At 50.1% G+C, this 25,482-nt stretch carries 24 protein-coding genes; 12 read left to right on the forward strand and 12 right to left on the reverse strand.

Features of this window, described 5'->3' with window-relative positions; all coding sequences use genetic code 11:
* The gene (gene sapF / locus WN16_RS16345; protein WP_003020558.1) at positions 1-807 is read left to right on the forward strand and encodes a peptide ABC transporter ATP-binding protein SapF; all 807 of its coding nucleotides are present in this window, start codon (positions 1-3) and stop codon (positions 805-807) included.
* 37 nt (positions 808-844) lie between these two features.
* Here sapF and WN16_RS16350 read toward each other — a convergent pair whose 3' ends face one another.
* The gene (locus tag WN16_RS16350) at positions 845-1,534 is read right to left on the reverse strand and encodes an EAL domain-containing protein (protein WP_044700140.1); all 690 of its coding nucleotides are present in this window, start codon (positions 1,532-1,534) and stop codon (positions 845-847) included.
* Between the two features lie 442 nt (positions 1,535-1,976).
* On the opposite strand from WN16_RS16350, the gene fabI reads away from it, so the two are divergent.
* The 7 genes from fabI (at position 1,977) to osmB (ending at position 10,089) form a co-directional block, all read left to right on the forward strand.
* Positions 1,977-2,765 (forward strand): enoyl-ACP reductase FabI, encoded by a 789-nt coding sequence (gene fabI, locus WN16_RS16355; RefSeq protein WP_003020565.1) that lies wholly within the window; start codon positions 1,977-1,979, stop codon positions 2,763-2,765.
* Between the two features lie 197 nt (positions 2,766-2,962).
* On the forward strand, positions 2,963-4,108 hold the full coding sequence (locus WN16_RS16360; protein ID WP_044700143.1) for a carboxymuconolactone decarboxylase family protein: 1,146 nt from the start codon (positions 2,963-2,965) through the stop codon (positions 4,106-4,108).
* A gap of 89 nt (positions 4,109-4,197) precedes the next feature.
* Entirely contained in the window at positions 4,198-6,132 is a 1,935-nt protein-coding gene (locus WN16_RS16365) for an exoribonuclease II (protein ID WP_044700145.1), read from the forward strand.
* A 264-nt stretch (positions 6,133-6,396) separates the two neighbouring features.
* Positions 6,397-8,388, forward strand: a complete 1,992-nt coding sequence (pdeR, locus tag WN16_RS16370) for a cyclic di-GMP phosphodiesterase (RefSeq protein ID WP_103790850.1) — start codon at positions 6,397-6,399, stop codon at positions 8,386-8,388.
* 183 nt (positions 8,389-8,571) lie between these two features.
* Positions 8,572-8,754, forward strand: a complete 183-nt coding sequence (locus WN16_RS16380) for a hypothetical protein (RefSeq protein ID WP_003020577.1) — start codon at positions 8,572-8,574, stop codon at positions 8,752-8,754.
* 95 nt (positions 8,755-8,849) lie between these two features.
* Entirely contained in the window at positions 8,850-9,602 is a 753-nt protein-coding gene (locus tag WN16_RS16385) for a DNA-binding transcriptional regulator YciT (RefSeq protein WP_003020580.1), read from the forward strand.
* A gap of 268 nt (positions 9,603-9,870) precedes the next feature.
* Positions 9,871-10,089, forward strand: a complete 219-nt coding sequence (osmB, locus tag WN16_RS16390; protein WP_003020583.1) for an osmotically-inducible lipoprotein OsmB — start codon at positions 9,871-9,873, stop codon at positions 10,087-10,089.
* Positions 10,090-10,180: 91 nt separating this feature from the next.
* Here the strand turns inward: osmB and yciH are convergent, their stop codons facing one another.
* From yciH to pgpB, 5 genes are all read right to left on the reverse strand, one after another.
* Entirely contained in the window at positions 10,181-10,507 is a 327-nt protein-coding gene (yciH, locus tag WN16_RS16395) for a stress response translation initiation inhibitor YciH (RefSeq protein ID WP_003843984.1), read from the reverse strand.
* Positions 10,508-11,245, reverse strand: a complete 738-nt coding sequence (gene pyrF, locus WN16_RS16400; RefSeq protein ID WP_003840720.1) for an orotidine-5'-phosphate decarboxylase — start codon at positions 11,243-11,245, stop codon at positions 10,508-10,510.
* 190 nt (positions 11,246-11,435) lie between these two features.
* The gene (lapB, locus tag WN16_RS16405) at positions 11,436-12,605 is read right to left on the reverse strand and encodes a lipopolysaccharide assembly protein LapB (RefSeq protein ID WP_003020592.1); all 1,170 of its coding nucleotides are present in this window, start codon (positions 12,603-12,605) and stop codon (positions 11,436-11,438) included.
* A gap of 6 nt (positions 12,606-12,611) precedes the next feature.
* Positions 12,612-12,920, reverse strand: coding sequence for a LapA family protein (locus tag WN16_RS16410; protein ID WP_003020595.1), 309 nt, complete (start codon positions 12,918-12,920; stop codon positions 12,612-12,614).
* 149 nt (positions 12,921-13,069) lie between these two features.
* Positions 13,070-13,834: a phosphatidylglycerophosphatase B gene (pgpB, locus tag WN16_RS16415; RefSeq protein WP_103790851.1), complete on the reverse strand. Its 765-nt coding sequence runs from the start codon at positions 13,832-13,834 to the stop codon at positions 13,070-13,072.
* A gap of 202 nt (positions 13,835-14,036) precedes the next feature.
* On the opposite strand from pgpB, the gene ribA reads away from it, so the two are divergent.
* Complete coding sequence (ribA, locus tag WN16_RS16420; protein ID WP_003020601.1) at positions 14,037-14,627, forward strand: GTP cyclohydrolase II; 591 nt, start codon at positions 14,037-14,039, stop codon at positions 14,625-14,627.
* Positions 14,628-14,676: 49 nt separating this feature from the next.
* Here the strand turns inward: ribA and acnA are convergent, their stop codons facing one another.
* From acnA to topA, 5 genes are all read right to left on the reverse strand, one after another.
* Entirely contained in the window at positions 14,677-17,352 is a 2,676-nt protein-coding gene (acnA, locus tag WN16_RS16425) for an aconitate hydratase AcnA (protein ID WP_044700147.1), read from the reverse strand.
* 308 nt (positions 17,353-17,660) lie between these two features.
* Positions 17,661-17,831: a hypothetical protein gene (locus tag WN16_RS24385; protein ID WP_164846210.1), complete on the reverse strand. Its 171-nt coding sequence runs from the start codon at positions 17,829-17,831 to the stop codon at positions 17,661-17,663.
* A gap of 2 nt (positions 17,832-17,833) precedes the next feature.
* Positions 17,834-17,962: a YmiA family putative membrane protein gene (locus WN16_RS16430; protein WP_071667655.1), complete on the reverse strand. Its 129-nt coding sequence runs from the start codon at positions 17,960-17,962 to the stop codon at positions 17,834-17,836.
* A gap of 326 nt (positions 17,963-18,288) precedes the next feature.
* Positions 18,289-19,263, reverse strand: a complete 975-nt coding sequence (cysB, locus tag WN16_RS16435; RefSeq protein WP_032935573.1) for an HTH-type transcriptional regulator CysB — start codon at positions 19,261-19,263, stop codon at positions 18,289-18,291.
* Positions 19,264-19,471: 208 nt separating this feature from the next.
* On the reverse strand, positions 19,472-22,069 hold the full coding sequence (gene topA, locus WN16_RS16440; RefSeq protein ID WP_046155113.1) for a type I DNA topoisomerase: 2,598 nt from the start codon (positions 22,067-22,069) through the stop codon (positions 19,472-19,474).
* Positions 22,070-22,467: 398 nt separating this feature from the next.
* On the opposite strand from topA, the gene WN16_RS16445 reads away from it, so the two are divergent.
* The gene (locus tag WN16_RS16445) at positions 22,468-22,719 is read left to right on the forward strand and encodes a YciN family protein (protein WP_044700155.1); all 252 of its coding nucleotides are present in this window, start codon (positions 22,468-22,470) and stop codon (positions 22,717-22,719) included.
* Positions 22,720-22,829: 110 nt separating this feature from the next.
* Here the strand turns inward: WN16_RS16445 and sohB are convergent, their stop codons facing one another.
* Positions 22,830-23,876: a protease SohB gene (gene sohB / locus WN16_RS16450; RefSeq protein ID WP_003843986.1), complete on the reverse strand. Its 1,047-nt coding sequence runs from the start codon at positions 23,874-23,876 to the stop codon at positions 22,830-22,832.
* 221 nt (positions 23,877-24,097) lie between these two features.
* Between sohB and WN16_RS16455 the strand changes: the two genes are divergently transcribed.
* Positions 24,098-24,859 carry a YciK family oxidoreductase gene (locus WN16_RS16455; protein WP_003843987.1) on the forward strand — a complete coding sequence of 254 codons (762 nt, stop codon included), beginning with the start codon at positions 24,098-24,100 and terminating at the stop codon, positions 24,857-24,859.
* Positions 24,856-25,446, forward strand: a complete 591-nt coding sequence (gene cobO, locus WN16_RS16460; protein WP_044700157.1) for a cob(I)yrinic acid a,c-diamide adenosyltransferase — start codon at positions 24,856-24,858, stop codon at positions 25,444-25,446. Before WN16_RS16455 ends, cobO begins: the two co-directional genes overlap by 4 nt.
* The last annotated feature ends 36 nt before the right edge of the window (positions 25,447-25,482 follow it).

Consider the following 25,482-nt stretch of genomic DNA (forward strand, 5'->3'; position numbering starts at 1 on the left):
ATGGTAGAAACCCTGCTCGAAGTTCGTAATCTGAGCAAAACCTTTCGCTACCGGACAGGTTTATTTCGCCGCCAGACCGTGGAGGCCGTCAAGCCCCTGAGTTTCACCCTGCGCGAACGTCAGACGCTCGCCGTCATTGGTGAAAACGGTTCAGGGAAATCTACGCTGGCAAAAATGTTGGCGGGTATGATTGAACCTACCAGCGGTGAGCTGCTGATTGACGATCATCCGTTAAAATATGGTGATTATTCATTTCGTAGTCAGCGGATCCGTATGATTTTCCAGGATCCGTCAACATCGCTTAATCCTCGGCAACGTATCTCACAGATCCTCGATTTTCCACTACGTCTGAATACCGACCTCGAGCCTGAGCAGCGTCGTAAACAGATCGTGGAGACCATGCGCATGGTCGGACTGCTGCCGGATCACGTAAGCTATTACCCGCATATGTTAGCGCCGGGGCAAAAACAGCGTCTGGGCCTTGCCCGTGCGCTCATTTTACGACCCAAAGTCATTATCGCCGACGAAGCCCTGGCTTCTCTGGACATGTCGATGCGTTCGCAGCTCATCAATCTGATGCTGGAATTACAGGAAAAACAGGGGATTTCATATATCTATGTGACTCAGCATATTGGCATGATGAAGCACATCAGCGACCAGGTATTAGTCATGCATCAGGGCGAAGTTGTTGAGCGCGGCAGTACAGCGGACGTTCTGGCCTCCCCGTTGCATGAACTTACCCGTCGCCTGATTGCAGGTCATTTCGGCGAAGCGCTTACCGCCGACGCCTGGCGGAAAGATCGCTAACAAACGAATGCCCCCTTAACCGGGGGGCATTCTGCCATCAGTGACACAACGTAGGTAAGAGCAGCGTATCAACTTCGGTAAACGTGACTGACGGGTAAAGGGCACCCTGCATTGCCCAGACACCTGCAGCACTGGCCTCGTCGACAAGTTGTGCTGTTTCGACTCCCTTCACGACAACACGGTTGCAATATTCCCTGATATTTTTGATCAGCACCGGGAACATCGGTTTTTCTACCTGTTCCAGGAAGAAACCGCGATCCAGTTTAACAACGTCAAAATGACCGCAAACCAGCGGGCTGGCCCCTACGCTGCCGGAGCCAAGATCGCCTAACCACAATGCGTTTGGGCCGCCGCGAAGTGAATTAATCAACAGACTATTCAGGCACACGGTATTCGTCAAAAAACGTTCTGAAAGTTCCAGCGCAATAAATGGTAGTGCCTGTAAGGCCGACTTGATGGCTGGATCACCAATCGCCAACAGCGCCATTTCGTCAATGAGTTTCAGGGTACAAATAAGGTTGTTGCGCTCAAACCAGTCACGCTTTTCGGCAATTAATCGAATTTGCTCGAGCATGAAATTACGCTTTTGTTCGCTATCCCACGCTGAAATGATGAAATCTGGATGCAACGGTTGAACCGTATCTGAAGTAAACCGGGCGTTGATCTCTACGCCCAGTAATTTATCTGTTGTGTCTCTCATCGTTTCCGCGATGAAATGATAGTGCATAAGACCACTCCAATTGATCATAACATCCTGATAATGCACTTCTAATCACAATCAATCAATAATATCGATCAATGTGTCGATATTGATCGATAAAAACAATATATCATAACAAGCTGAATATTGTCATATTTTTTGTTTTAAGAAAGTTCCTACCTTGCTATGTTTATTAACATCAGCTAGCAATGAAATAATACCATTTCAATGCCTTTGAAACCTTGCATTTTCTCTGATTCACCGACGTTAAATGCCTGAACGAAGCATAACCGGAGGGGAATGATATACTCCCCACATGCAATGAAGTGACTGGTCACGTGAGGTTGATAACCATTCCTCAGGGAAAAGGCGTGGGATATAATTTCAGACCAATTTCGAGTGAGCTTAACGCGTCAATCATAATTCATTGATTGGTAAAAGATAAGTGTTAACAAAAAGGATTAAAGCCATGGGTTTTTTATCAGGTAAGCGTATTCTGGTGACAGGCCTTGCCAGTAAATTGTCTATCGCATGGGGAATCGCTCAGGCGATGCATCGCGAAGGTGCTGAACTGGCGTTCACCTACCAGAACGACAAGCTGAAAGGTCGTGTGGAAGAATTTGCAGCGCAATTAGGCTCCAACATTGTTTTGCAGTGTGATGTGGCTGAAGATGCCAGCATTGACGCCATGTTTGCTGAACTGAGCAAAACCTGGCCGAAATTCGACGGTTTCGTACACTCAATCGGCTTCGCACCTGCTGACCAACTGGATGGCGATTATGTGAATGCAGTTACCCGCGAAGGATTTAAAATTGCGCATGACATTAGCGCTTACAGCTTTGTTGCGATGGCAAAAGCATGTCGTTCCATGCTAAACCCTGGTTCTGCGCTACTGACGTTGTCCTATCTGGGCGCAGAGCGTGCAATCCCTAACTATAACGTCATGGGCCTGGCGAAAGCCTCCCTGGAAGCGAACGTCCGTTATATGGCTAATGCGATGGGACCTGAAGGCGTGCGTGTGAATGCCATTTCCGCAGGTCCAATCCGTACACTCGCCGCTTCTGGCATTAAAGATTTCCGTAAAATGCTGGCGCACTGTGAAGCGGTTACACCGATTCGACGCACCGTTACCATTGAAGATGTGGGTAACTCCGCAGCATTTCTGTGCTCCGATCTCTCTGCCGGTATCTCTGGTGAAGTCGTACACGTTGACGGTGGCTTCAGCATCGCCGCAATGAACGAGCTGGAACTTAAATAATCCTAAGACCTCGATGGGCGGTCTTGCACCGCCCATGACACTCCCCTCAGCCACCACATATGCCTTTCTGATATTTATTATCACGTAACAATCTTTCATCCCCTCATTTGCTTACGTCAGGATATTGCAGCGCAAACGATCCGGCGTAGTAGTATGACGACAAGTCCGGGTCGCCACTTTTAGACCAAGGAACGCCCATGGAACAACGCCGAATTGAAGGCAAAAGCCACTGGTATCATGAGACGCAATCCAGCACGTATCCGCATGATGTTCTGCCGCTGGTCCCGGAAGCCGCTCATGTCGACGACAGTTTTTTACTGGATCTGGCATTACCTGATGACGCTCTTTCGCCCTTTCAATCCTGGTTAACCCCTGCCCGTAAACTTGCCCAGATGCTCTTCCCGGCTCATGTAAACCTGAATCAGATGCATACGTTCAGTGCCTATGAACGGATGAGTACAGCCCTGACCGTCGCTCAGGTGTATGGTGTGCAGCGATTATGTAATCACTATGCCGCGCGTTTAACACCGCTTCCCGGTCCGGACTCCTCGCGGGAAAGTAACCATCGACTGGCACAAATCACCCAATATGCTCGCCAACTTGCCAGCTCTCCTGCCGTGATAGGCGAACGCGACCGTCAGCATCTGGAAGCGGTCGGACTGACCACCAGCGATAATATTCTGATGAATCAAATCATCGGCTTCATCGGTTTTCAGGCCCGAACCGTGGCCCTGTTTCAGGCCTGGTCTGGTCATCCGGTACGCCGAATACCGGGGCTGGATATTCAGCAATTTGCTCACGCTTCGTTATTTAACGCTACAAAGACAACCTGGCATGCTGCACCATTCCCGATCGAAAAATATCCCCCCCATGCTGAGAATTCTGCCAGAGGATATCCCGATGAACTGCAAGCGTTGGTGCCATTATTGATACATTCACCGGTCATTTTAGATTTACTCACGACGCTGATTTCCGCTGTCCGGCGCAGCACTGTATCAGTACAGGAATTTTCACTGGCAGCGCTGGTGACGTCACGAATTAACGGCAGCGTGGCCTGCTTTAACGAGCAGGCGCATACAGCAAATGAATTAGTCGACGTTATCGCCCTGCTTCGCCTGGATGAACGTGAATTACAACGTTGGGAACAACGACATCCGGTTGAGCGCGTCACCCTACAGGCGGTACAATGGCTGACCCGGGCGCCCGACCGCTTTAGCACCGCACTGTTAACGTCTTTGTTCGATCAGGGAATCTCTTCAGAGCAGGCCATCAACCTGCTAGCCTGGAGTGGATTGTGCGGATGGTTGAATCGCTTGAAAATCGCGCTGGGCGACACTGATTAACCGATCCACTTACTGAAAGAGCGCTTGCTGCCACTGGCAGAATCGCGTAAAACTGTCAGCCGCTCTTTTAGCCACGAAAATAGACAATTATGCTTCAGGACAACCCGCTGCTAGCGCAGCTTAAACAGCAACTACATTCCCAGACGCCACGTGCTGAAGGGGTGGTAAAAGCCACGGAAAAAGGCTTTGGCTTCCTGGAAGTCGATGCACAAAAAAGCTATTTCATTCCACCGCCGCAGATGAAAAAAGTGATGCATGGCGACCGCATTGTTGCGGTTATCCATACAGAAAAAGATCGTGAGTCTGCAGAGCCGGAAGAACTGATCGAACCCTTCCTGACGCGCTTCGTGGGTAAAGTTCAGGGCAAAAATGATCGTCTGTCCATCGTGCCGGATCATCCGTTACTGAAAGATGCTATTCCTTGTCGTGCCACCCGTGGCGTTGAACATGAATTTAAAGAAGGCGACTGGGCAGTTGCAGAAATGCGCCGTCACCCGCTGAAAGGCGATCGCACCTTCTACGCCGAGTTAACCCAATTTATCACTTTTGCTGATGACCACTTTGTCCCGTGGTGGGTCACACTGGCACGCCATAATCTGGAAAAAGAAGCACCGGACGGCGTAGCAACCGAAATGCTGGACGAAGGCCTGGTTCGTGAAGATTTAACCGCCCTTAATTTCGTCACCATCGACAACGCCAGCACCGAAGATATGGACGATGCGCTGTATGCTGAAGAACAAGCTGACGGCACGCTACAATTAACCGTCGCCATTGCCGACCCAACAGCCTGGATTGCAGAAGGCAGTAAGCTGGATAAAACGGCAAAAATTCGCGCGTTCACCAATTATTTACCGGGGTTCAATATCCCGATGTTGCCACGTGAATTGTCTGACGATCTCTGCTCTCTGCGCGCGAACGAAGTGCGCCCGGTTTTAGCTTGTCGTATGAGCATTACCGCCGATGGCGCGATTGAAGACAACATCACCTTTTTCGCTGCGACAATTGAGTCAAAAGCGAAGCTGGCCTATGACAATGTTTCCGACTGGCTGGAAGGTACAGGCGAGTGGCAACCAGAAAACGACGCGATTGCGGAACAGATCCGTCTGCTGCATCGTATTTGTCTGAGCCGAGGAGAGTGGCGCCATAACCACGCGCTGGTCTTTAAAGATCGCCCGGATTACCGTTTCGTTCTCGGTGAAAAAGGTGAAGTACTGGACATCGTCGCTGAACCACGTCGCATCGCAAACCGTATCGTGGAAGAATCCATGATTGCGGCAAATATTTGCGCCGCCCGTGTGCTTCGCGACAAGCTGGGCTTCGGTATTTATAACGTCCATATGGGATTCGACCCGGCCAACGCCGACGCTCTGGCCGCGCTGCTGAAAACCCACGGTATGCACGTCGATGCCGAAGAAGTCCTGACTCTGGAAGGTTTCTGCAAACTGCGCCGCGAACTGGATGCTCAGCCATCAGGCTTCCTCGACAGCCGAATTCGCCGCTTCCAGTCTTACGCTGAAATAAGTATTGAGCCAGGTCCACACTTTGGGCTGGGTCTGGAGGCATATGCCACCTGGACTTCCCCAATCCGTAAGTATGGCGATATGATCAACCACCGTCTGCTTAAGGCTGTCATCAAAGGCGAAACCATCGCCCGACCTCAGGATGATACCACCGTGCAAATGGCAGAACGTCGTCGCCTGAACCGGATGGCTGAGCGTGACGTGGGTGACTGGCTTTACGCCCGTTTCCTGAGTGATAAAGCCGGTACCGACACCCGCTTTGCGGCCGAGATCATTGACGTCAGCCGCGGTGGCATGCGCGTGCGTTTAGTTGATAATGGCGCTGTTGCCTTTATTCCTGCTCCCTTCCTGCACGCCGTTCGTGATGAACTGGTATGCAGCCAGGAAAGCGGCACCGTGCAAATTAAAGGTGAAGTGGTTTACAAAGTCACAGATGTGATTGACGTAACTATCGCTGAAGTACGGATGGAAACCCGCAGCGTTATCGCGCGTCCAGCCGCGTAACACGCATAAATCAAGCGACCTTTCTCATTTTTGAAAGGTCGTTTTCTTTTTACCTCCCAAATTTCAACCGCGCACTACACTTCTTTCATCCAGTCAAAAAATTTATTTACTATTTTTCAGCTCCGTTGGCTTTGCTTTTTACGGATTCTGGATTACACATAAATATATAAAAAAAACAATACGTTCAGCCATAATCACCCTGAATGAATCATGGCTACCCATACTTTTGAGGCTCTATGCGCTTTAAACGGGATAGTACACATCATGAAAGACGTCCGGGAGCTGATTACGTTGTATAGCTATGTTGGCACTAATAACCCTTACTGGCGTTTGTCAGAGGATTGCAACATCCTGCATTTCTCTGTCGAAGAAACGTCAGAGGCCGATCAGACCATCGAATTATCCCCGGAACAAGCCGAACGCATTCGCGAGATGACGGTAATTACGTCAAGTTTATTAATGACGTTACCGATTGAAGATGACAACATTCCCGTGCATCTGGTCGGCCGAAAAATCAATAAGCGTGAATGGGCCGGTAGCGCATCCGCCTGGGATGACACCCCTTCCGTCGCCCGTGACCTGGCTCATGGCCTCTCTTTTGCCGAACAGGTGGTTTCTGAAGCCAATTCAGTCATTGTCATTCTTGATCGCATGGGCAACATTCAGCGGTTTAATCGACTGTGCGAAGAGTATACCGGACTCAAAGAACGTGAAGTCATTGGCCAAAGTGTATTCACATTATTTATGAGTCGACGTGAAGCTGCCGCGTCACGATGCAATATCGAGGTCTTTTTTCGCGAAGGTAACTCATATGAAGTTGAACGCTGGGTGAAGACCTGCAAAGGACAGCGTCTGTTTTTATTTCGTAATAAATTTGTGCATAACGGTAGCGGCAAGAACGAAATATTTCTGATCTGTTCCGGGACCGATATCACTGAAGAACGCCGCGCCCAGGAGCGTTTGCGGGTGTTGGCGAATACTGACTCGATCACTGGATTACCCAATCGCAACGCTATTCATAATCTGATCAGCAATGCGATTGAGAACGCGGGCGATACGCAGGTCGGGATTGTGTACCTCGATCTGGATAACTTCAAAAAGGTAAACGATGCCTACGGGCATATGTTTGGCGATCAGCTATTGCAAAGCGTATCGCTGGCAATACTCAGTTGCCTTAGCGAAAACCAGTTACTGGCACGGTTTGGCGGCGATGAGTTTATTGTCCTTGCCACCGAAACATCCCAGGGTTCACTGGAAGCCACCGCGTCGCGTATTCTGACACGCCTGCGTCAACCTTTTCGCATCGGCCTGATTGAAATCTATACCGGATGCTCTATTGGTATTTCCCTCGCCCCACAACATGGTCAGGACTGCGAGAGCGTCATTCGTAACGCCGATACGGCCATGTACACCGCAAAAGAAGGTGGCCGTGGACAGTTTTGTGTTTTCTCTCCGGAAATGAATCAGCGGGTATTTGAATATCTGTGGCTGGATACTAATCTGCGCAAGGCGCTGGAAAACGATCAACTGGTTATCCATTATCAGCCAAAGATAACCTGGCGAGGCGAAGTGCGCAGCCTGGAGGCGCTGGTTCGCTGGCAGTCTCCGGAACGTGGCCTCATTCCACCACTGGAATTTATCTCCTACGCCGAAGAATCAGGGCTTATCGTTCCTCTGGGTCGCTGGGTTATTCTGGACGTTGTGCGTCAGATAGCAAAATGGCGCGCAAAGGGAATCAATCTGCGCGTGGCGGTAAACGTTTCTGCCCGGCAGCTCGCCGATCAGACGCTATTTACCGATCTCAAGCAGGTGCTTCATGAGCTCGACTTTGAATATTGCCCCATCGATGTCGAGTTAACGGAAAGCAGTTTAATTGAAAATGAGCAACTGGCACTGTCCGTGATTCAGCAGTTTAGCCAGATGGGGGCGCAAATCCATTTGGATGATTTTGGTACCGGTTATTCGTCACTGTCTCAACTGGCCCGGTTCCCACTTGATGCAATTAAACTGGATCAAACCTTTGTCAGGGATGTACACAAACAACCTGTTTCGCAGTCGCTGGTACGTGCCATTGTTGCGGTCGCACAGGCACTCAACCTGCAGGTCATCGCCGAAGGTGTTGAAAGCGCGAAAGAGGATGCGTTTTTAACCAAAAATGGCGTCAACGAGCGTCAGGGTTTTTTGTTTGCCAAACCAATGCCAGCCGCCGCGTTTGAGCGTTGGTATCGACGGCACCTCAATAAAAAAACACGCTAATGCAGTGGGATCAAACGTTGAAAATAGCCATAAATGGACATTACGTAACGATCCTATCTGCATGTAATCACAGAATATATAATATTCTTCTATCGTTGATAGTTAATACTATTTTTCCCTTCTCTTTTGCCATGAAATTCTGCATCATGAAATTCAAACTCTATTGCCATTAGGATGATAACCATGTCTGATATCGACGCTCAGCGTCTGGCCGAACGCATTGATACCGTGCTGGATATCCTCGTTGCAGGTGATTACCACTCAGCTATCCATAATCTCGAAATTCTGAAGGCTGAGCTGCTAAACATGACCAAAGAAGATGCCGAATCCTTGCCCAAAAAGCACAAGGCTCCCTGGGAGATCTGACGACATTAACCCTTTAATGTCGCTGCTATAAGCAAACTGCACGTGAGGCAGTTTCCGTTTAATTTCCGATACGATATCGCAATAAAATTAATATTATGAATTCCCGACAACAATCTATTTTGCAGATGGTGACTGATAAAGGTCAGATGAGCGTTGCCGAACTGGCAAAAATCACCGGTGTCTCAGAAGTGACGATTCGACAGGATCTGAACACACTGGAAAAACAGAGTTATTTACGCCGTGCGCACGGTTTTGCTGTTTCATTGAACAGCGATGATGTGGAAACGCGCATGATGACTAATTTTACGCTGAAGCGTGAGCTGGCTGAATTCGCCGCATCGCTGGTAAGCCCAGGTGAGTCCGTATTCATTGAAAACGGCAGCAGCAATGCGCTCTTAGCCAGAACGCTCGCGGAGCAAAAAGATGTCACCATCATTACCGTCAGCAGCTATATAGCCCATCTGCTGAAAGAAACCCCCTGCGAAGTGATTCTCCTTGGCGGCATCTATCAGAAAAAAAGCGAAAGTATGGTTGGGCCCTTAACTCGCCAGTTTATCCAGCAGGTACACTTCAGCAAGGCCTTTATCGGCATTGATGGCTGGCAGGCTGACACCGGCTTCACCGGACGCGACATGATGCGTTCTGATGTGGTTAACGCGGTGCTGGAAAAAGGTGCAGAAGTTATTGTGCTTACTGACAGCTCAAAATTCGAAGCCATTCACCCGTACACGCTGGGTCCATTAGAGCGATTCAGCCGCGTAGTCACGGACTCCAGGCTTAGCGCCAGCGTACAAATGCAGCTTGAGCATTCCGGATTAACCGTCAATATCATTGATGCCCACGCGTAACATCTTCAGCAGATGATTTGTCAGTTGGCAAATCATCTCCTCTCTGAGAGTTATCTGACAGTCCAATTAAGACTTTTTACCTGTCGTTAACAGGATTAAGTCGTAAAATTAATGTTAGCGATATAACAGGAACGAACCTCCAACTTCAGGATAGTGTTTGTAATGCCTTCGCTAAACGGTTTCACGGAAATATCTTCGTTAGCCTAAATTTAGCGCTATTCTTAAAGAACACTGGATTCCGTGAATCAATAATTCAGGAGAAAGTATTATGTTAGTAACGAGCAAAAAAATGACCGCTGCCATTCTGGCGATTACTCTGGCAATGTCGCTGAGCGCCTGCTCTAACTGGTCCAAACGCGATCGTAACACTGCAATCGGTGCTGGTGCAGGTGCAATAGGTGGTGCAGTCCTGACTGACGGTAGCACGCTGGGTACGCTGGGTGGTGCTGCAGTAGGTGGTATCATTGGCCACCAGGTGGGTAAATAATCTACGGTTGAACGGCTCGATATAATAATACGTTTACTTTTTCAGGTCTGTATTATTAAAAAGCCACGGAAATATTCCGTGGCTTTTTTTATTAACCGCCAGCCAGTTTAACTTTCATTCCTTTGGCTTCCAGCAGCGATTTAATCAGGTCGCGTTTATCACCCTGTATCTCAATCACGCCATCCTTCACTGCCCCGCCACAACCACATTTTTTCTTCAGTTCCGCAGCTAATTTGGTCAGTTCGGCATCGTCTTGATCAATACCGGTAATCAAACACACGCCCTTACCTTTGCGGCCACTGGTCTGGCGCTGGATACGAACAATGCCATCGCCTTGTGGGCGCACAGGAGCAGCTTTTGGTTCATCAATGCGCCCGGAGTCGGTTGAGTAGACCAGGCGAGAGTTTGAGTCGTTCATTTACGCACCTCGTTTCAGTGAGGCATTAATCATCTTCAGCGTCTGAGCCGGATCTGCCGACTGCGTGACCGGACGACCAATAACCATATAATCCACACCAGCTGACTGTGCTTGTTCCGGCGTCATAATGCGACGCTGGTCGCCCGCCTCGCTGCCTTCAGGACGAATACCCGGCGTAACCAATTTAAATGCCTGGCCAAACGCCTGCTTGAATCGCACCGCTTCCTGCGCGGAGCATACAACGCCATCCAAACCACAATGTTGGGTTAAGCGCGCCAGCCTTTCAGCATGCTCTGCAGGTGACAACGTCACGCCGAGATCGGCGAGGTCGCTGGCTTCCATACTGGTCAGAACCGTTACCGCAATCAGCAGCGGTGCGTCCTTGCCAAAAGGTAATAAGGCTTCACGTGCGGCGGTCATCATACGCGCCCCACCAGAAGCATGAACGTTAACCATCCACACGCCAAGCTCAGCCGCTGCCGCAACGGCATGCGCGGTAGTGTTGGGAATATCATGAAATTTCAAATCAAGAAAAACGTCAAAACCACGCTGTTGTAAATCGCGAACCAACTGAGGTCCAAAAAGCGTGAACATCTCTTTGCCCACTTTCAAACGGCAATCACGAGGATCAATTCTGTCGACAAAAGCTAATGCTTTATCACGATTGGAATAATCGAGAGCGACAACGACAGGAGAATCAGTAACAGCACGAGAAGAAGATGAAGCAGTAAACGTCATGACCAGACCTTCTTGAGGATGGGCGCCGACAGTAGCGCGAAATGGGTAAACGGCGTGCATTCTACCTGCGGTAATAGAAAATTAACAGGCGCGATTCCATTTCTGCCAGGCGAATTTGGCAACGGTGGCTGAGGATGGCTTTGTTACCCATCATTAGTATGTTGTAACTAAAGTAAGATTTTTTTAAAAATTACAACCCATCAAGTCCGCGAATAGGCTTAATGGTTGACCATGAGCGACAAGATGGGCAGTGCCAGTACAGTGTATATGCGGTAAATCCGCACTTCTGGCAACGATAGCGCGGCTTGCTGCGCACCTGCTCCCCGACCATATCGCGCAGAACCATCAGGCTCTCTTTCGCGCGCCCTTCTTCTGCTTCGTTAAGATGGTAATCCATTAATTTGTGGAAAACGCGCATCGTAGGATGGCGTTGTAGTTGGCGGGTAATATAAACCTGAGCGGTATCAGTCCCCTCACGCGCTTCAAGAATATCGGCCAGCATCAGCTCGGCGGCGGCGCCAGTATTCTCTTCAACGGCCCGACGTAAAAACTCTGCCCACTCATCGGTTTTCCCCAGATGCTGGTAGCAGCTTTGTAGCATTTCCAGCGTTTCGCTGACCAGTTCTTTATCCTGAGAAATCACGCGTTGCAGACTTTCAACGGCCTTCGCGTACTCGCCTTTCACCATGTACACACGGCCCATCATGATAGAAACCCGGGCACTGTTTTTGTCTGCCGCAGCCCCTTTTTTCAACAGCGCCATGGCGCGATCCATATCGTCGCTGCCCATCTGCTGTAAGGCCAGTTCGCAGTAGAAGTGGGCTATCTCAATACGCTGTTTATCTTTGCCTAGCTTCACCAGACGTTCTGCGACATCAATGGCTTTCTGCCAATCGCTGGTCGCCTGATAAATTTGCAGCAGTTGCTGTAATGCACCGACGCGAAAATCTGTTTCATCGGTAAGCTGATTGAACATGTCTTCCGCGCGGTCGTACAGACCTGCGGCCATGTAATCGCGCCCCAACTGTTGTACGGCCAACAAACGCTGCTCGTAGGTCAGCGAAGCACTTTCCATTAACGTTTGATGGATGCGGATTGCGCGATCGACTTCACCGCGCGAGCGAAACAGGTTTCCGAGAGTGAGATGAGCCTCAACGGTGCCCGTATCCTCTTTTAGCATATCAAGGAACAGATCCACCGCTTTGTCTTGTTGGTTGCTCAGGAGGAAGTTAACCCCGGCGACATAGTCACGGGAAAGACGGTTAGCTTCATCCTGCTTGGTTTGTTGCGCACTTCTGCGACCCATATACCACCCATAGGCAGCGGCTACAGGTAAAAGCAGAAACAACAACTCCAACATAAATAATTATTCCTTCACAACCGACGAATCGGCAGAAACCGCAACGTCGGTCGCAGGCGTAAGCTGGTTTTCCAGTCGTTTGATTTTACGTTCGGCGCGCGCAAGAGACACACGAACCTTCAGCCAGAAAAGGCCGCAAATTAACCAACCAATCGCAAAACCTGCGGCAAACAATACAGCAAGCAGCGTAGAGATACGATACTCACCCTGAGCCAGCAGGTAATTAAACGTAACCTGTTGATCGTTTTGCGCACCTAATGTCACCGAAATAACAAAAATCGCCAACACCAGTAAGAAAATGAGTAAATATTTCACATTACTTCCCGTTATGTGGTTTAAGCGAATAAATCGTGTACAACTTACCGCGTTGAGCCCTTTAAATTACCATTTTCACAACGAGTGCGAAATGGAAAAGCGCTTTCCGCTTTCTGATTTAAGGGCAAAATTTGAAAAATCAATCATAGCTAGCTTTCTTGCTCGCGTTGCGCGATTTCTTTTGCCTCCTGCACAGGCGGCGTAAGTGGCCCGCATACTCGCTGCGCGAGCCAGGTCGCCAGCGTTACCAGCAGCCATGAAATCAGCGTTGCAACGACCAAATCACGCGGCCAGTGCATGCCCAACAGCAAGCGGCTACCTATAACACCTGTCGCCCAGATAAGCAAAAACACAATCGTCAGCGTACGTCGGCGTGGCCATAACAGCCCTACTGCCAGTAAAGCCCAACTGGCAGCAAACATTGTATGTCCTGACGGAAAGGCAAAACCCGTTTCTTTTTGCCAGTGCTTACGTAGAAACGTCGGAATATCCTGTTGTTCGGCCAATTGCTCTTTAACTAAGTTGCCACGATCTTTACGTTTTAAAGTGTAGAACTCATCAACCGGGATATGGTGCGTTTTTTCCAGCCATACGACAAAGGGCCGAGGTTCCTGCACCCTGTCTTTAACCCAGGACTTCACACCCTGACCGACTAAAATTGCCACGGCCAGGATCGCAAACAGCATTACCGCAGCTTTCAGACGAAAACGCAGACACCACAGAAACCATGCGCAGAGCACAACGTGAGTGATAATCCCCCACGGCTGCGTCACCGTTTCCGTTACCCAGTACAGAGATTTTAGCCACCAAACGTTGTGTCCCGGCTGCCAGCTCCAGCCCGATACCCATACAGCAACCGGCATAATAAGTAGCAGCCCGGCCCCGACCGCAGTGCGCTTTGCAATTGACAGCATTGCCTCTCCTTTCGTCTATAAGTCTCACAATCATAACTGAAAAAAGTGCATGCCGGGAAAATTGACATTTTTGTGCCATTCCAAAGGCGAATCCGTTGTCGCGATTAGGTGAACATCGTTGCCTTATGGCAAAATAGTGCAATACAGAACAAGAAGCCAACAGGCGACGGCACGACAGTGCCAGCATAATCTGGAGAATTACATGCAGCTTAAACGTGTGGCAGAAGCCAAACTGCCAACCCCCTGGGGTGATTTCCTGATGGTGGGATTTGAAGAACTGGCAACCGGACACGATCACGTCGCACTGGTTTTTGGCGATATCACAGGTCAAACGCCTGTTCTGGCGCGTGTCCACTCCGAATGTCTGACTGGCGATGCATTGTTTAGCCTGCGTTGCGATTGCGGCTTCCAGCTCGAAGCGGCTCTCACCCACATTGCTGAAGAAGGGCGCGGTATCCTGCTTTATCATCGTCAGGAAGGACGCAATATCGGCCTGCTCAATAAAATCCGTGCCTACGCGTTGCAGGACCAGGGTTATGATACCGTTGAGGCTAACCATCAGTTGGGCTTTGCGGCAGATGAGCGTGATTTCACGCTGTGTGCGGATATGTTCAAGCTGCTGGGCGTGGACGAAGTTCGTTTGCTGACCAATAACCCGAAAAAAGTGGAAATTCTGACCGAAGCGGGAATCAATATTGTTGAACGCGTGCCGCTGATTGTGGGTCGTAACCCGAACAATGAACATTACCTGGACACCAAAGCCGCCAAGATGGGGCATTTGCTGGGCAAGTAATGGTTGTTACCACCGATAAAAAAGCCTGCTCTCGCAGGCTTTATGCATTTTAATTCAACATATTACGAATCACGTAGTGCAGAATACCATCGTTTTGGTAGTAAGTTAGCTCCGTCGCGGTATCGATACGGCAGCGGCATAAAATCACCTCTTTACGTCCATCTGAGCGAACCATATTCACCGGCACTGTTGCGCCCGGCTTGATGTTTTGCAGGTCCGTAATATCGATCGCTTCCTCACCTGTTAGTCCCAGCGTTTTGCGCGTGACGCCCTGTGGAAATTCCAGCGGCAAAATCCCCATACCAATCAGGTTAGAACGGTGAATTCGCTCAAAGGACTCAGCGATAACCACGCGAATCCCCAGCAAGCGCGGGCCTTTTGCCGCCCAGTCGCGACTGGAGCCAGAGCCATATTCTTTCCCGGCAATAACCGCCAGGGGGATATTCTCCTGTTGATATTGCATAGCCGCATCATAGATAGCCACTACCTCGGTTCCCGGCAAATGACGCGTCATCCCACCTTCCACTCCGGGTACCATCTCATTACGAATACGAATATTGGCAAAGGTACCGCGCATCATCACTTCATGATTCCCGCGGCGTGAACCATAGGAGTTGAAATCTTTACGCTCAACGCCGTGGTTTTGCAGATAACGTCCTGCCGGGCTATCCGGCTTAATACTGCCGGCAGGAGAAATATGGTCGGTGGTGACGGAATCCCCAAGCATTGCGAGGATACGCGCACCATGAATGTCCTGGACCGGATCCGGCGTAGCCTGCATACCATCGAAGAACGGCGACAAGCGGATATAAGTTGAGTCAGACTGCCAACCATAGGTATCAGCCCGATCAACCTGGATAGCTTTCCATTCTGGCGTACCTTCAAAGACTTCAGCGTATTCTTTATGGAACATGGCGGTAGAAACCTGCTCCACGGCACGGGCAATTTCCTGAGCCGTCGGCCAGATATCTTTCAGATAAACGGGATCGCCCTTTCTGTCATGGCCTAACGGATCTTTCGTCAGATTGATATTCATATTCCCTGCTAGCGCATAGGCCACCACCAGCGGCGGAGACGCCAACCAGTTGGTCTTCACGAGCGGATGGATACGCCCCTCAAAGTTTCGGTTGCCGGAAAGCACAGCACCAACGGTGAGATCGCCTTTTTTGATGGCTGTCTCGATAGGATCGGGTAACGGACCCGAGTTACCAATACAGGTGGTACAGCCATAACCTACAAGGTTAAATCCCAGCTCATCAAGGTACGGCGTGAACCCAGCCTGCGCCAGATAATCAGACACCACCTTCGATCCTGGCGCCAGCGAGGCTTTCACCCACGGCTGACGTTTCAGACCAAGTGTCACTGCTTTTTTCGCCAACAGTCCCGCCGCCATCAATACGCTTGGGTTGGAGGTGTTGGTACAGGAAGTGATAGCTGCTATCACCACCGCACCGTCCGGCAGCTTATACTGCTGGCCGCTCATGGTGTAGTCCACGGGCTGACGGTCTTTCAGCGAGCTATTTACTTCGAGTTCATTACTCGCCGAAAACGCTTTCGGAACATCAGCCAGTGCCACCCGATCCTGCGGGCGCTTCGGTCCGGCAAGGCTAGCTTCCACACTGCCCATATCCAGCTCCAGTGAACTGGTAAATACGGGTTCATCCCCTGGATTACGCCACATTCCCTGCGCTTTGGCATAGGCGCTGACCAACTCAACCTGCTCCTCACTGCGTCCACTCAGACGCATATATTCAAGAGTGATGCCATCGATCGGGAAGAAACCGCAGGTTGCGCCGTATTCCGGCGACATGTTCGCAATGGTTGCCCGATCGGCCAGCGGTAAGGTGTCGAGGCCATCACCATAGAATTCAACAAATTTACCGACCACGCCGTGCTTACGCAGCATCTGGGTAACGGTTAAAACCAGGTCGGTAGCGGTGATACCTTCCCGCAGTTTGCCCACTAGTTTAAAGCCCACAACATCCGGGATAAGCATAGAGACCGGTTGACCCAGCATTGCTGCTTCAGCCTCAATGCCTCCAACGCCCCATCCCAGCACACCGAGACCATTAATCATTGTCGTATGGGAATCGGTACCGACCAGCGTATCGGGATAAGCCACCCACTCACCGTCCTGTAACTCGCTCCAGACGGCTTTGCCAAGGTATTCAAGGTTTACCTGGTGGCAAATACCCGTTCCCGGCGGTACAACGCTGAAGCGACTAAATGCCTGCTGTCCCCATTTCAGGAACACATAACGTTCATGGTTACGTTCCATTTCCAGGCGAACGTTTTCTTCGAAAGCATCATCATCACCAAAACGGTCCACCGTTACCGAGTGGTCAATGACAAGGTCCACTGGCGAAAGCGGATTCACTTTTGCCGTATCTCCCCCCAGTCGTTTCACCGCTTCGCGCATGGCGGCAAGATCGACCACCGCCGGCACGCCGGTAAAATCCTGCATCAGAACACGAGCGGGTCGATAGGCAATTTCACGATCGGCATGGGCGGTCTTCAGCCAATGCGCGAGAGCATGAATATCATCTTCGGTAACGGAATTACCATCCTGCCAACGAAGCAGGTTTTCCAGCAACACTTTTAGCGATTTGGGTAGTCGGGTGATATCACCCAGTGATTTAGCAGCCAGAGGTAAACTGTAGTAGCGGTAGGTTTTATCTTTAACCTGCAATGTGTCCTTACTGGCTTCTCGTAGGGTCGACGACATAGCTCCTCCTTAAATGACAGGGTTGGATCCCCTGACTTTCCTCAGGGTTAGTATTAAAGATAACACAAACAAAATGTAACGCTTTGATAACAACTCAAAATGATAAAAGTAGCGGGCGATATAAAAGCGCGAACTGAGGTCGATGGTAAGGAGGAAGGTCTAGCCGTGTAGATTAATAGGATGGATATTCAGCAGGCAATAGAGCAATGGATAATACGTTGATTAGGTTGTTGATGACGATTACATGGATAAATGATTCGATATTCAAGGGCACAAGGTAATCGTTATTATTATAAAATACGTACGAATTATTGTTTCTGTTCATCATCATCAGTTAACAGATCAATAAACGCCCGTTGTTCAGGAGAAAGGTTCCAGGATTCGGGTACCTTCTGTCCCTTCTCTGCGACGGTTTTGCTCTCTTGTTCATGGTCATGAGGCGATAGCGTTTCGGTAGAGTGCTGCTCTGATGCGGACATACTTACCCCCACACATTCCAGGCCACGAGTGCGATAATAATCCAGAATATCGCAGAACCAAGAAATACGGCGAACCAGGCTTTACGTTTCATCACCGGATCCCTGCGTGCTGGCTGGTTTCCTGAAGGCATCGCTAACCTCATACTATCGAAATCACTTATCATTTAGGCACCAAACAATCGGTACAATTAATCATCAGATAGGAGAAATCCTAATAAAAAAGGCGAAAAAAAGCCAGTTAATTTTCAGACTCGTCCTGATAAATAAATCGATTGTTTGATCGGTTATAAATATTTGAAAGGAATTTTTGGCAAGCTGACTAATTTGAAACTACTTTAGAGAACTTTTTCCACAAGCTATATATGGTTAATTTATCCACGGTAAATTATCAATTAATTCAGTGTTTCCCGTCGGTATCGCTTTATGCTTATGGATACCGACGAGGTTACAGTCGTTATTATTTCTCAGGCAATTTAATATCTTTAAACATGGCTTCAATATCATCGTTGGAACGCAGCGCCACCGCCGTGTCCACCACATCACGCGTCAGATGCGGCGCGAAACGTTGAATGAAATCATACATGTAACTGCGTAAGAAGGTGCTGCGACGAAAACCAATTTTGGTGGTGCTATGGCTGAAGATATCGTGAGCATCCACGCGTACCAGGTCAGGATCGGAAACAGGATCAACCGCCATACTGGCAATCACCCCCACGCCAAGGCCCAGACGGACATAGGTTTTAATGACATCAGCATCGGTCGCGGTAAAGACAATACGTGGCTCCAGACCCGCGCGGTTAAACGCGGTGTCCAGCTCCGAGCGTCCGGTAAAACCAAACGTGTAGGTCACCAGCGGATACTGTGCCAGTTCCTCAATAGAAACCGAAGGTTTTCCCGCCAACGGATGATCCGGCGTGACGACGATCGAGCGGTTCCAGTGGTAGCAAGGTAACATCACCAGGTCGTCATACAGGTGCAAAGCTTCCGTCGCGATAGCAAAATCTGCATTTCCTTTCGAAACGGCTTCGGCGATTTGTGTCGGCGATCCCTGGTGCATATGCAATGAGACGCGAGGATAGCGCTCAATAAAACCTTTAATCACGTTCGGTAAAGCGTAACGCGCCTGAGTGTGCGTAGTGGCGATATATAACGAGCCTTTGTCCGGCCAGGTATGTTCGCCAGCAACGGACTTAATGGCATCCACCTTCGACAGAACTTCTCGCGCAATACGAATAACTTCTTGCCCCGCTGGCGTAACCTGCGTCAGGTGCTTACCGCTACGGGCGAAAATCTGGATGCCAAGTTCATCTTCCAGCATACGAACTTGCTTACTGATACCGGGCTGCGAGGTATAAAGCCCTTCCGCTGTTGAGGAAACATTAAGGTTGTGGTTCACCACCTCAACAATGTAGCGAAGCTGCTGTAATTTCATGTTATGCCATCCCGATTCGCGCCATCAAATCATCGTTTCAGTGCAGGCTCGCGGGCGCTGCTAATACGATTTAATAATAAAAACTCTGTTAACTATAACCACTATATCATTTATATGTACGCTGTATAGGTATGACAAAAAATAATATGCGAGAAACAAAAAGGGCCGCTTACGCGACCCTTTGAGGAGAAATTCAGCCGAAACGCTGTTATTTCTTCCCTTCTACCCATTTGCCGTCAACAAAGAACGCGGACCAGCCAGTCGCCTTACCGTCTTTCTCAGCGGCAACGTATTGCTGCTTGGTTTTACGGCTGAAACGAACCATGGACTTGTTACCATCCGGATCAGTTTGCGGCGCATCTGCCAGATAACGCAGTTTTTCCGGCAGGCGATCGCGGAAGCGGTACAACTCTTCCACCAACGGCGCACGAGTCTCACGTGATTTCGGGAACGTATTGGCCGCCAGGAAGATACCTGCAGCACCATCACGTAACACGAAATACGCGTCAGATTTTTCACACGGCAGTTCCGGCAACGGAACTGGGTCTTCTTTCGGCGGAGCGACTTCACCGTTACGCAGGATCTTACGGGTGTTTTTGCACTCGTCGTTAGTACACGCCATGTACTTGCCGAAACGTCCCATTTTCAGGTGCATTTCAGAACCACATTTTTCGCACTCGACGATAGGACCGTCATAACCCTTGATACGGAACTCGCCCTCTTCGATCTCGTAGCCGTCGCAGGTTGGGTTATTACCACACACATGCAATTTACGCTTAGGATCGATAAGATAACTGTCCATTGCCGTACCGCACTTCTGGCAGCGGCGTTTGGCGCGCAATGCGTTCGTTTCCGCGTCGTCGCCTTCCAGCACGTTCAATACTTCGTTTTCCGGCACCAGGTTAATGGTGGTTTTGCAACGCTCTTTCGGGGAAAGTGCGTAGCCGGAGCAACCAAGGAAAACGCCGGTACTGGCGGTACGAATACCCATTTTGCGTCCGCATGTCGGGCAATCAATGCTGGTCAGCACCATCTGGTTCGGACGCATACCGCCTTCTTCAGGATCTTTCTCGGCTTTATCCAGTTGCTGAGTAAAATCAGTGAAGAAGTTGTCGAGTACGCCCTTCCATTCGGCTTCTTTATTCGCCACCTGGTCGAGGCTATCTTCCATCTGCGCGGTAAAATCGTAGTTCATCAGTTCGCGGAAGTTTTCTTCCAGACGATCGGTGACGATTTCACCCATTTTTTCAGCGTAAAAGCGACGGTTCTCTACGCGAACATAACCACGATCCTGAATCGTAGAAATGATCGACGCATAGGTAGATGGACGACCAATGCCACGCTTTTCAAGCTCTTTAACCAGCGAAGCTTCACTGAAGCGCGCAGGCGGTTTAGTAAAGTGCTGTGCTGGCATCAGTTCGATAAGCGTCAGCGTATCGCCTTTGTCCACCGCCGGTAAGATGCGATCTTCATCGCCTTTACGCAACGCTGGCATCACTTTCGTCCAGCCATCGAAGCGCAGAATACGACCGCGCGCCTTCAGGCGGAAATCACCCGCACCCACGGTGAGCGTGGTGGAATCATATTTAGCAGGGGTCATCTGACAGGCAACAAACTGGCGCCAGATCAGCTGATACAGTTTTTGCGCATCAGCTTCCATATCTTTCAGCGATTCCGCCTGTACGGCGACATCGGAAGGACGGATAGCTTCGTGCGCTTCCTGCGAGTTCTCTTTGCTGGCGTACTGATTCGCGTTTTCCGGCAAATATTTTTTACCAAAATTATCGCTGATGTAATCGCGAACCATGGTCACTGCATCCTGGCTCAGGTTGGTTGAGTCAGTACGCATGTAAGTGATGTAACCCGCTTCATACAAGCGCTGCGCCATCATCATGGTTTTCTTCACACCGAAGCCGAGACGCGTGCTCGCAGCCTGCTGTAGCGTGGAGGTAATGAACGGTGCGCCCGGCTTGCTGCTGGTCGGTTTATCTTCACGTTCCAATACGCTATAGCGCGCTTTTTCCAACAGGCTAACAGCGGCAAGCGTTTGTTCCCGATTTACGGGACGGAACGGCTTATCATTTTGATGCGTCACCTCAAGCGGCAACGCGTCGCCGCCCGGCGTGGTCGTGTTAGCATCAATTTCCCAGAACTCTTCTGGAACAAATGCTTTGATTTCGCGTTCACGCTCAACCACCAGACGCACAGCCACAGACTGTACGCGACCGGCAGACAGACCGCGTGCAATTTTTTTCCACAGCAGTGGCGACACCATATAGCCCACAACACGGTCCATAAAGCGGCGCGCCTGTTGCGCATTAACACGATCGATGTTCAACTCGCCCGGTTTTTCAAACGCCTGGCGAATAGCATTTTTGGTAATTTCATTAAACACCACGCGGCTGTAGCGGGTGTCGTCGCCACCGATGACTTCCCGCAGGTGCCATGCAATGGCTTCCCCTTCGCGGTCAAGGTCAGTTGCGAGATAGATGTGGTCGGCTTTTTCAGCCAGTTGCTTCAGTTCAGAAACAACTTTCTCTTTACCAGGCAGCACTTCATAGCGCGCATCCCAGTTGTGCCACGGGTCAACACCCATACGGTTGACGAGAGCGCCACGTTCATCCTTTTTGGGCTTTTTAGCCGTTTTGGTGGAGGTTGAGTCGGCGCTCTTTTTAGTTGCTGAGCCACTGGTCGGCAAATCACGGATATGACCGACGCTGGATTTCACCACGTAGTCATTACCCAGATACTTGTTGATCGTTTTGGCTTTTGCCGGGGACTCAACGATGACAAGAGCTTTACCCATATTCACCTTTACCTAATTTGATTCTTCCAGAATGCGTCGCACGTTGATTCACCTTCCACTGGCGACGAGACATCGATATGGTCTCTGCGTCGGCGGATATCAACCCTTTAAACTGATTCGCGCTTGTAATGTAACTCTCATGTAACTGAGTTAACAGGCTTTTTTTCTCACAAACGCTCTAGCACGACGAAGTATTGGTCGAATGTCAAGCAAATCTGTTGCCAGATTGACGAAAGCGTCACACTGTACCTGATAAAATGCGTTACGCAACTTTATTAGCATGCAAAAACAAATCTCGCCAGTTGTAACACTGTCGTAAAACCTTCATTTATGTCAGGGAAAATTTGCCCATAAGGCGGGCTCAGCGTAGACTAATGTCCTTGTTTAAGGAGTAAATCATGCATAAAGACACTCAACCCATCGATCGCGAAACACTGCTGATTGAAGCCAACAAAATCATTCGTGAGCATGAGGACACGCTGGCGGGGATTGTCGCCACCGGCGTTACGCAGCGAAACGGCGTGCTGGTTTTCAGCGGAGATTACTTTTTAGACGAGCAAGGGCTACCAACGCCCAAAAGTACGGCGGTGTTTAATATGTTTAAACACCTGGCGCACGTACTTTCCGAAAAGTATTACTTGATCGATTAACACGAGTAATAATTTGCCGGATGGCGGCATCGCCTTATCCAGCCTATATTGGTGCATATTTGTAGGCCGGATAGGAGATATATGAGTATCGCTATCCGGCAATGACAATTTTACATCAGTGGCTTCTGCCCCCGCTGCCACCAGCGCATCAGCAAACGATCGGCGCTCTCCGCCGCACTACCGGTAAAACGATCCATCAGCTTTTTACGCTGCAGATAGCGAACGTTCAATACTTCACGACCTTCCATCAGCCCGAGGATCACCTCATCGCTGGTATTGATCTCATCCACCAGCCCATTTGCCAGCGCCTGTTGACCAAACCAGTGTTCACCGGTGGCAACCTGCTCAATGTCCAGAGTCGGACGCATGCGCTGCACAAAATCTTTAAACAGATGATGCGTTTCGTTCAGATCTTCGCGGAATTTCTGCCGCCCTTCTTCCGTGTTTTCACCGAGTAAGGTCAACGTACGCTTATACTGTCCGGCAGTGTGCAGTTCGATATCAATATCTTTCCCTTTCAGGAAGCGGTTAAAGTTCGGGATCTGCGCCACCACGCCAATTGAGCCGACGATAGCAAACGGCGCCGAGACAATTTTATCCGCCACGCAGGCCATCATATATCCGCCGCTCGCAGCGACTTTATCTACCGTAACGGTCAGCGGGATCTGCTTATCGCGCAGACGTTGTAACTGGGACGCAGCCAGGCCATAACCATGTACCACACCACCCGGACTTTCCAGACGAACCACCACTTGATCCTGAGGTTTAACAACCGCCAGCACAGCCGTCACCTCTTCGCGTAATGCGCTGACCTCATGGGCATCCATACTGCCTTTAAAATCAAGCACCCATACACGAGGTTTATCTGATGACGTACTGTCACCCAGTTTCGCTTTTGCCTTCGCCGCTTTCGCCTCCAGCTTTTGTTTCTTTTTCTGCGCCTTATGCCAGAATTTTTGCTGATGCCCATCCAATAAGGCTAGCGACAGGTCTTCCTTCATCTCTTTATATTGATCGCTGAGGTTAATAACCCGCAATTCCCCACGCTGACGTTTGCGTTGTGTCGCGTTTACGATCAGCATCACCACCACTGCAATAGCCACCACGACAGTGACAATTTTTGCCAAAAACAACCCATATTCAGACAACAATTCCACGAGACCCACCTTGGTTAAACAACGCGACTTCCGCTCAGTGTACAACAGGCGTGTCACCTCGTCTTGCTTCATACATTCAGTGCTGAATCAGTAAAAAGCATGACAAAGCGTTCATTTTGCGGTGTTATTGCCTTTGGCTGATTGAAAAAGTACAGGGTTTAAGGCATAAAGCCCAAAAGTTATCGCGAACGAGATATCCAGGACGTCGCCGAGGAGTAGCCGTGCATTACCAACCTAAACAAGACCTTCTACAGGGCCGCATTATTCTTATCACCGGTGCCAGCGATGGTATCGGACGCGAGGCCGCGCAGACCTATGCACGCTATGGCGCGACCGTTATCCTGCTTGGGCGTAACGAAGAAAAACTGCGTCAGGTTGCCCGCACTATCGCCGATGAAAACGGAACACAACCACAGTGGTTTACACTGGATCTACTGACCTGTACCTCTGAAGAATGTCACCAGCTTGCGCAGCGCATTGCTGCACATTTCCCGCGTCTGGATGGCGTACTGCATAACGCCGGATTACTCGGCGATATTTGTCCAATGAGTGAACAAAACCCGCAGGTCTGGCAGGATGTGATGCAGGTAAATGTAAATGCCACTTTTATGCTGACTCAGGCATTGCTGCCGTTGTTACTCAAATCCGATGCCGGATCGCTGGTCTTTACCTCTTCCAGTGTCGGTCGCCAGGGACGCGCCAATTGGGGAGCATATGCCACCTCAAAATTTGCGACCGAAGGGATGATGCAGGTTCTGGCTGATGAGTATCAAAACCGTCATCTGCGCGTAAACTGTATCAATCCTGGAGGGACGCGAACTGGCATGCGAGCCAGCGCATTCCCAACTGAAGATCCGCAAAAATTGAAAACTCCCGCCGATATTATGCCGCTCTACCTGTGGCTGATGGGCGATGACAGCCGCCGTAAAACCGGTATGACTTTTGATGCCCAGCCGGGCCGTAAACCAGGAATTGCCCAATGAGTGAAGAACGCTATCAGCAACGTCAACAGCGCGTAAAAGATCGGGTTGACGCACGCGTTGCCGCAGCGAAAGATGAGCGCGGAATTATCATCGTGTTCACCGGAAATGGTAAGGGTAAAACCACCGCCGCATTCGGTACCGCCACGCGCGCGGTGGGCCATGGTAAAAAAGTCGGCGTCGTACAATTTATTAAAGGTACGTGGCCAAACGGAGAACGTAACTTACTTGAACCCCACGGCGTAGAGTTTCAGGTTATGGCGACAGGATTTACCTGGGAAACACAGAACCGCGAGTTTGACACCGCAGCCTGTATGGCCGTGTGGGAACACGGCAAGCGGATGCTGGCCGACGATGAACTGGATATGGTGATACTGGATGAGCTAACCTACATGGTGGCATACGACTATCTGCCGCTTGAAGAGGTCATCAATGCCCTGAAAGCGCGCCCAGCCCATCAAACGGTCATTATCACCGGCCGTGGATGTCATCGCGATATTCTGGAGTTAGCTGACACGGTTAGCGAGCTGCGCCCGGTCAAGCATGCGTTTGAAGCGGGCGTGAAAGCCCAAGCAGGGATCGATTATTGAGTGTAGGCCGGATAAGGCGTTTGCGCCGCATCCGGC

The sequence above is a fragment of the Citrobacter sp. ABFQG genome, assembly GCF_004322975.1.
Classification (GTDB): Bacteria; Pseudomonadota; Gammaproteobacteria; order Enterobacterales; family Enterobacteriaceae; genus Citrobacter; species Citrobacter freundii.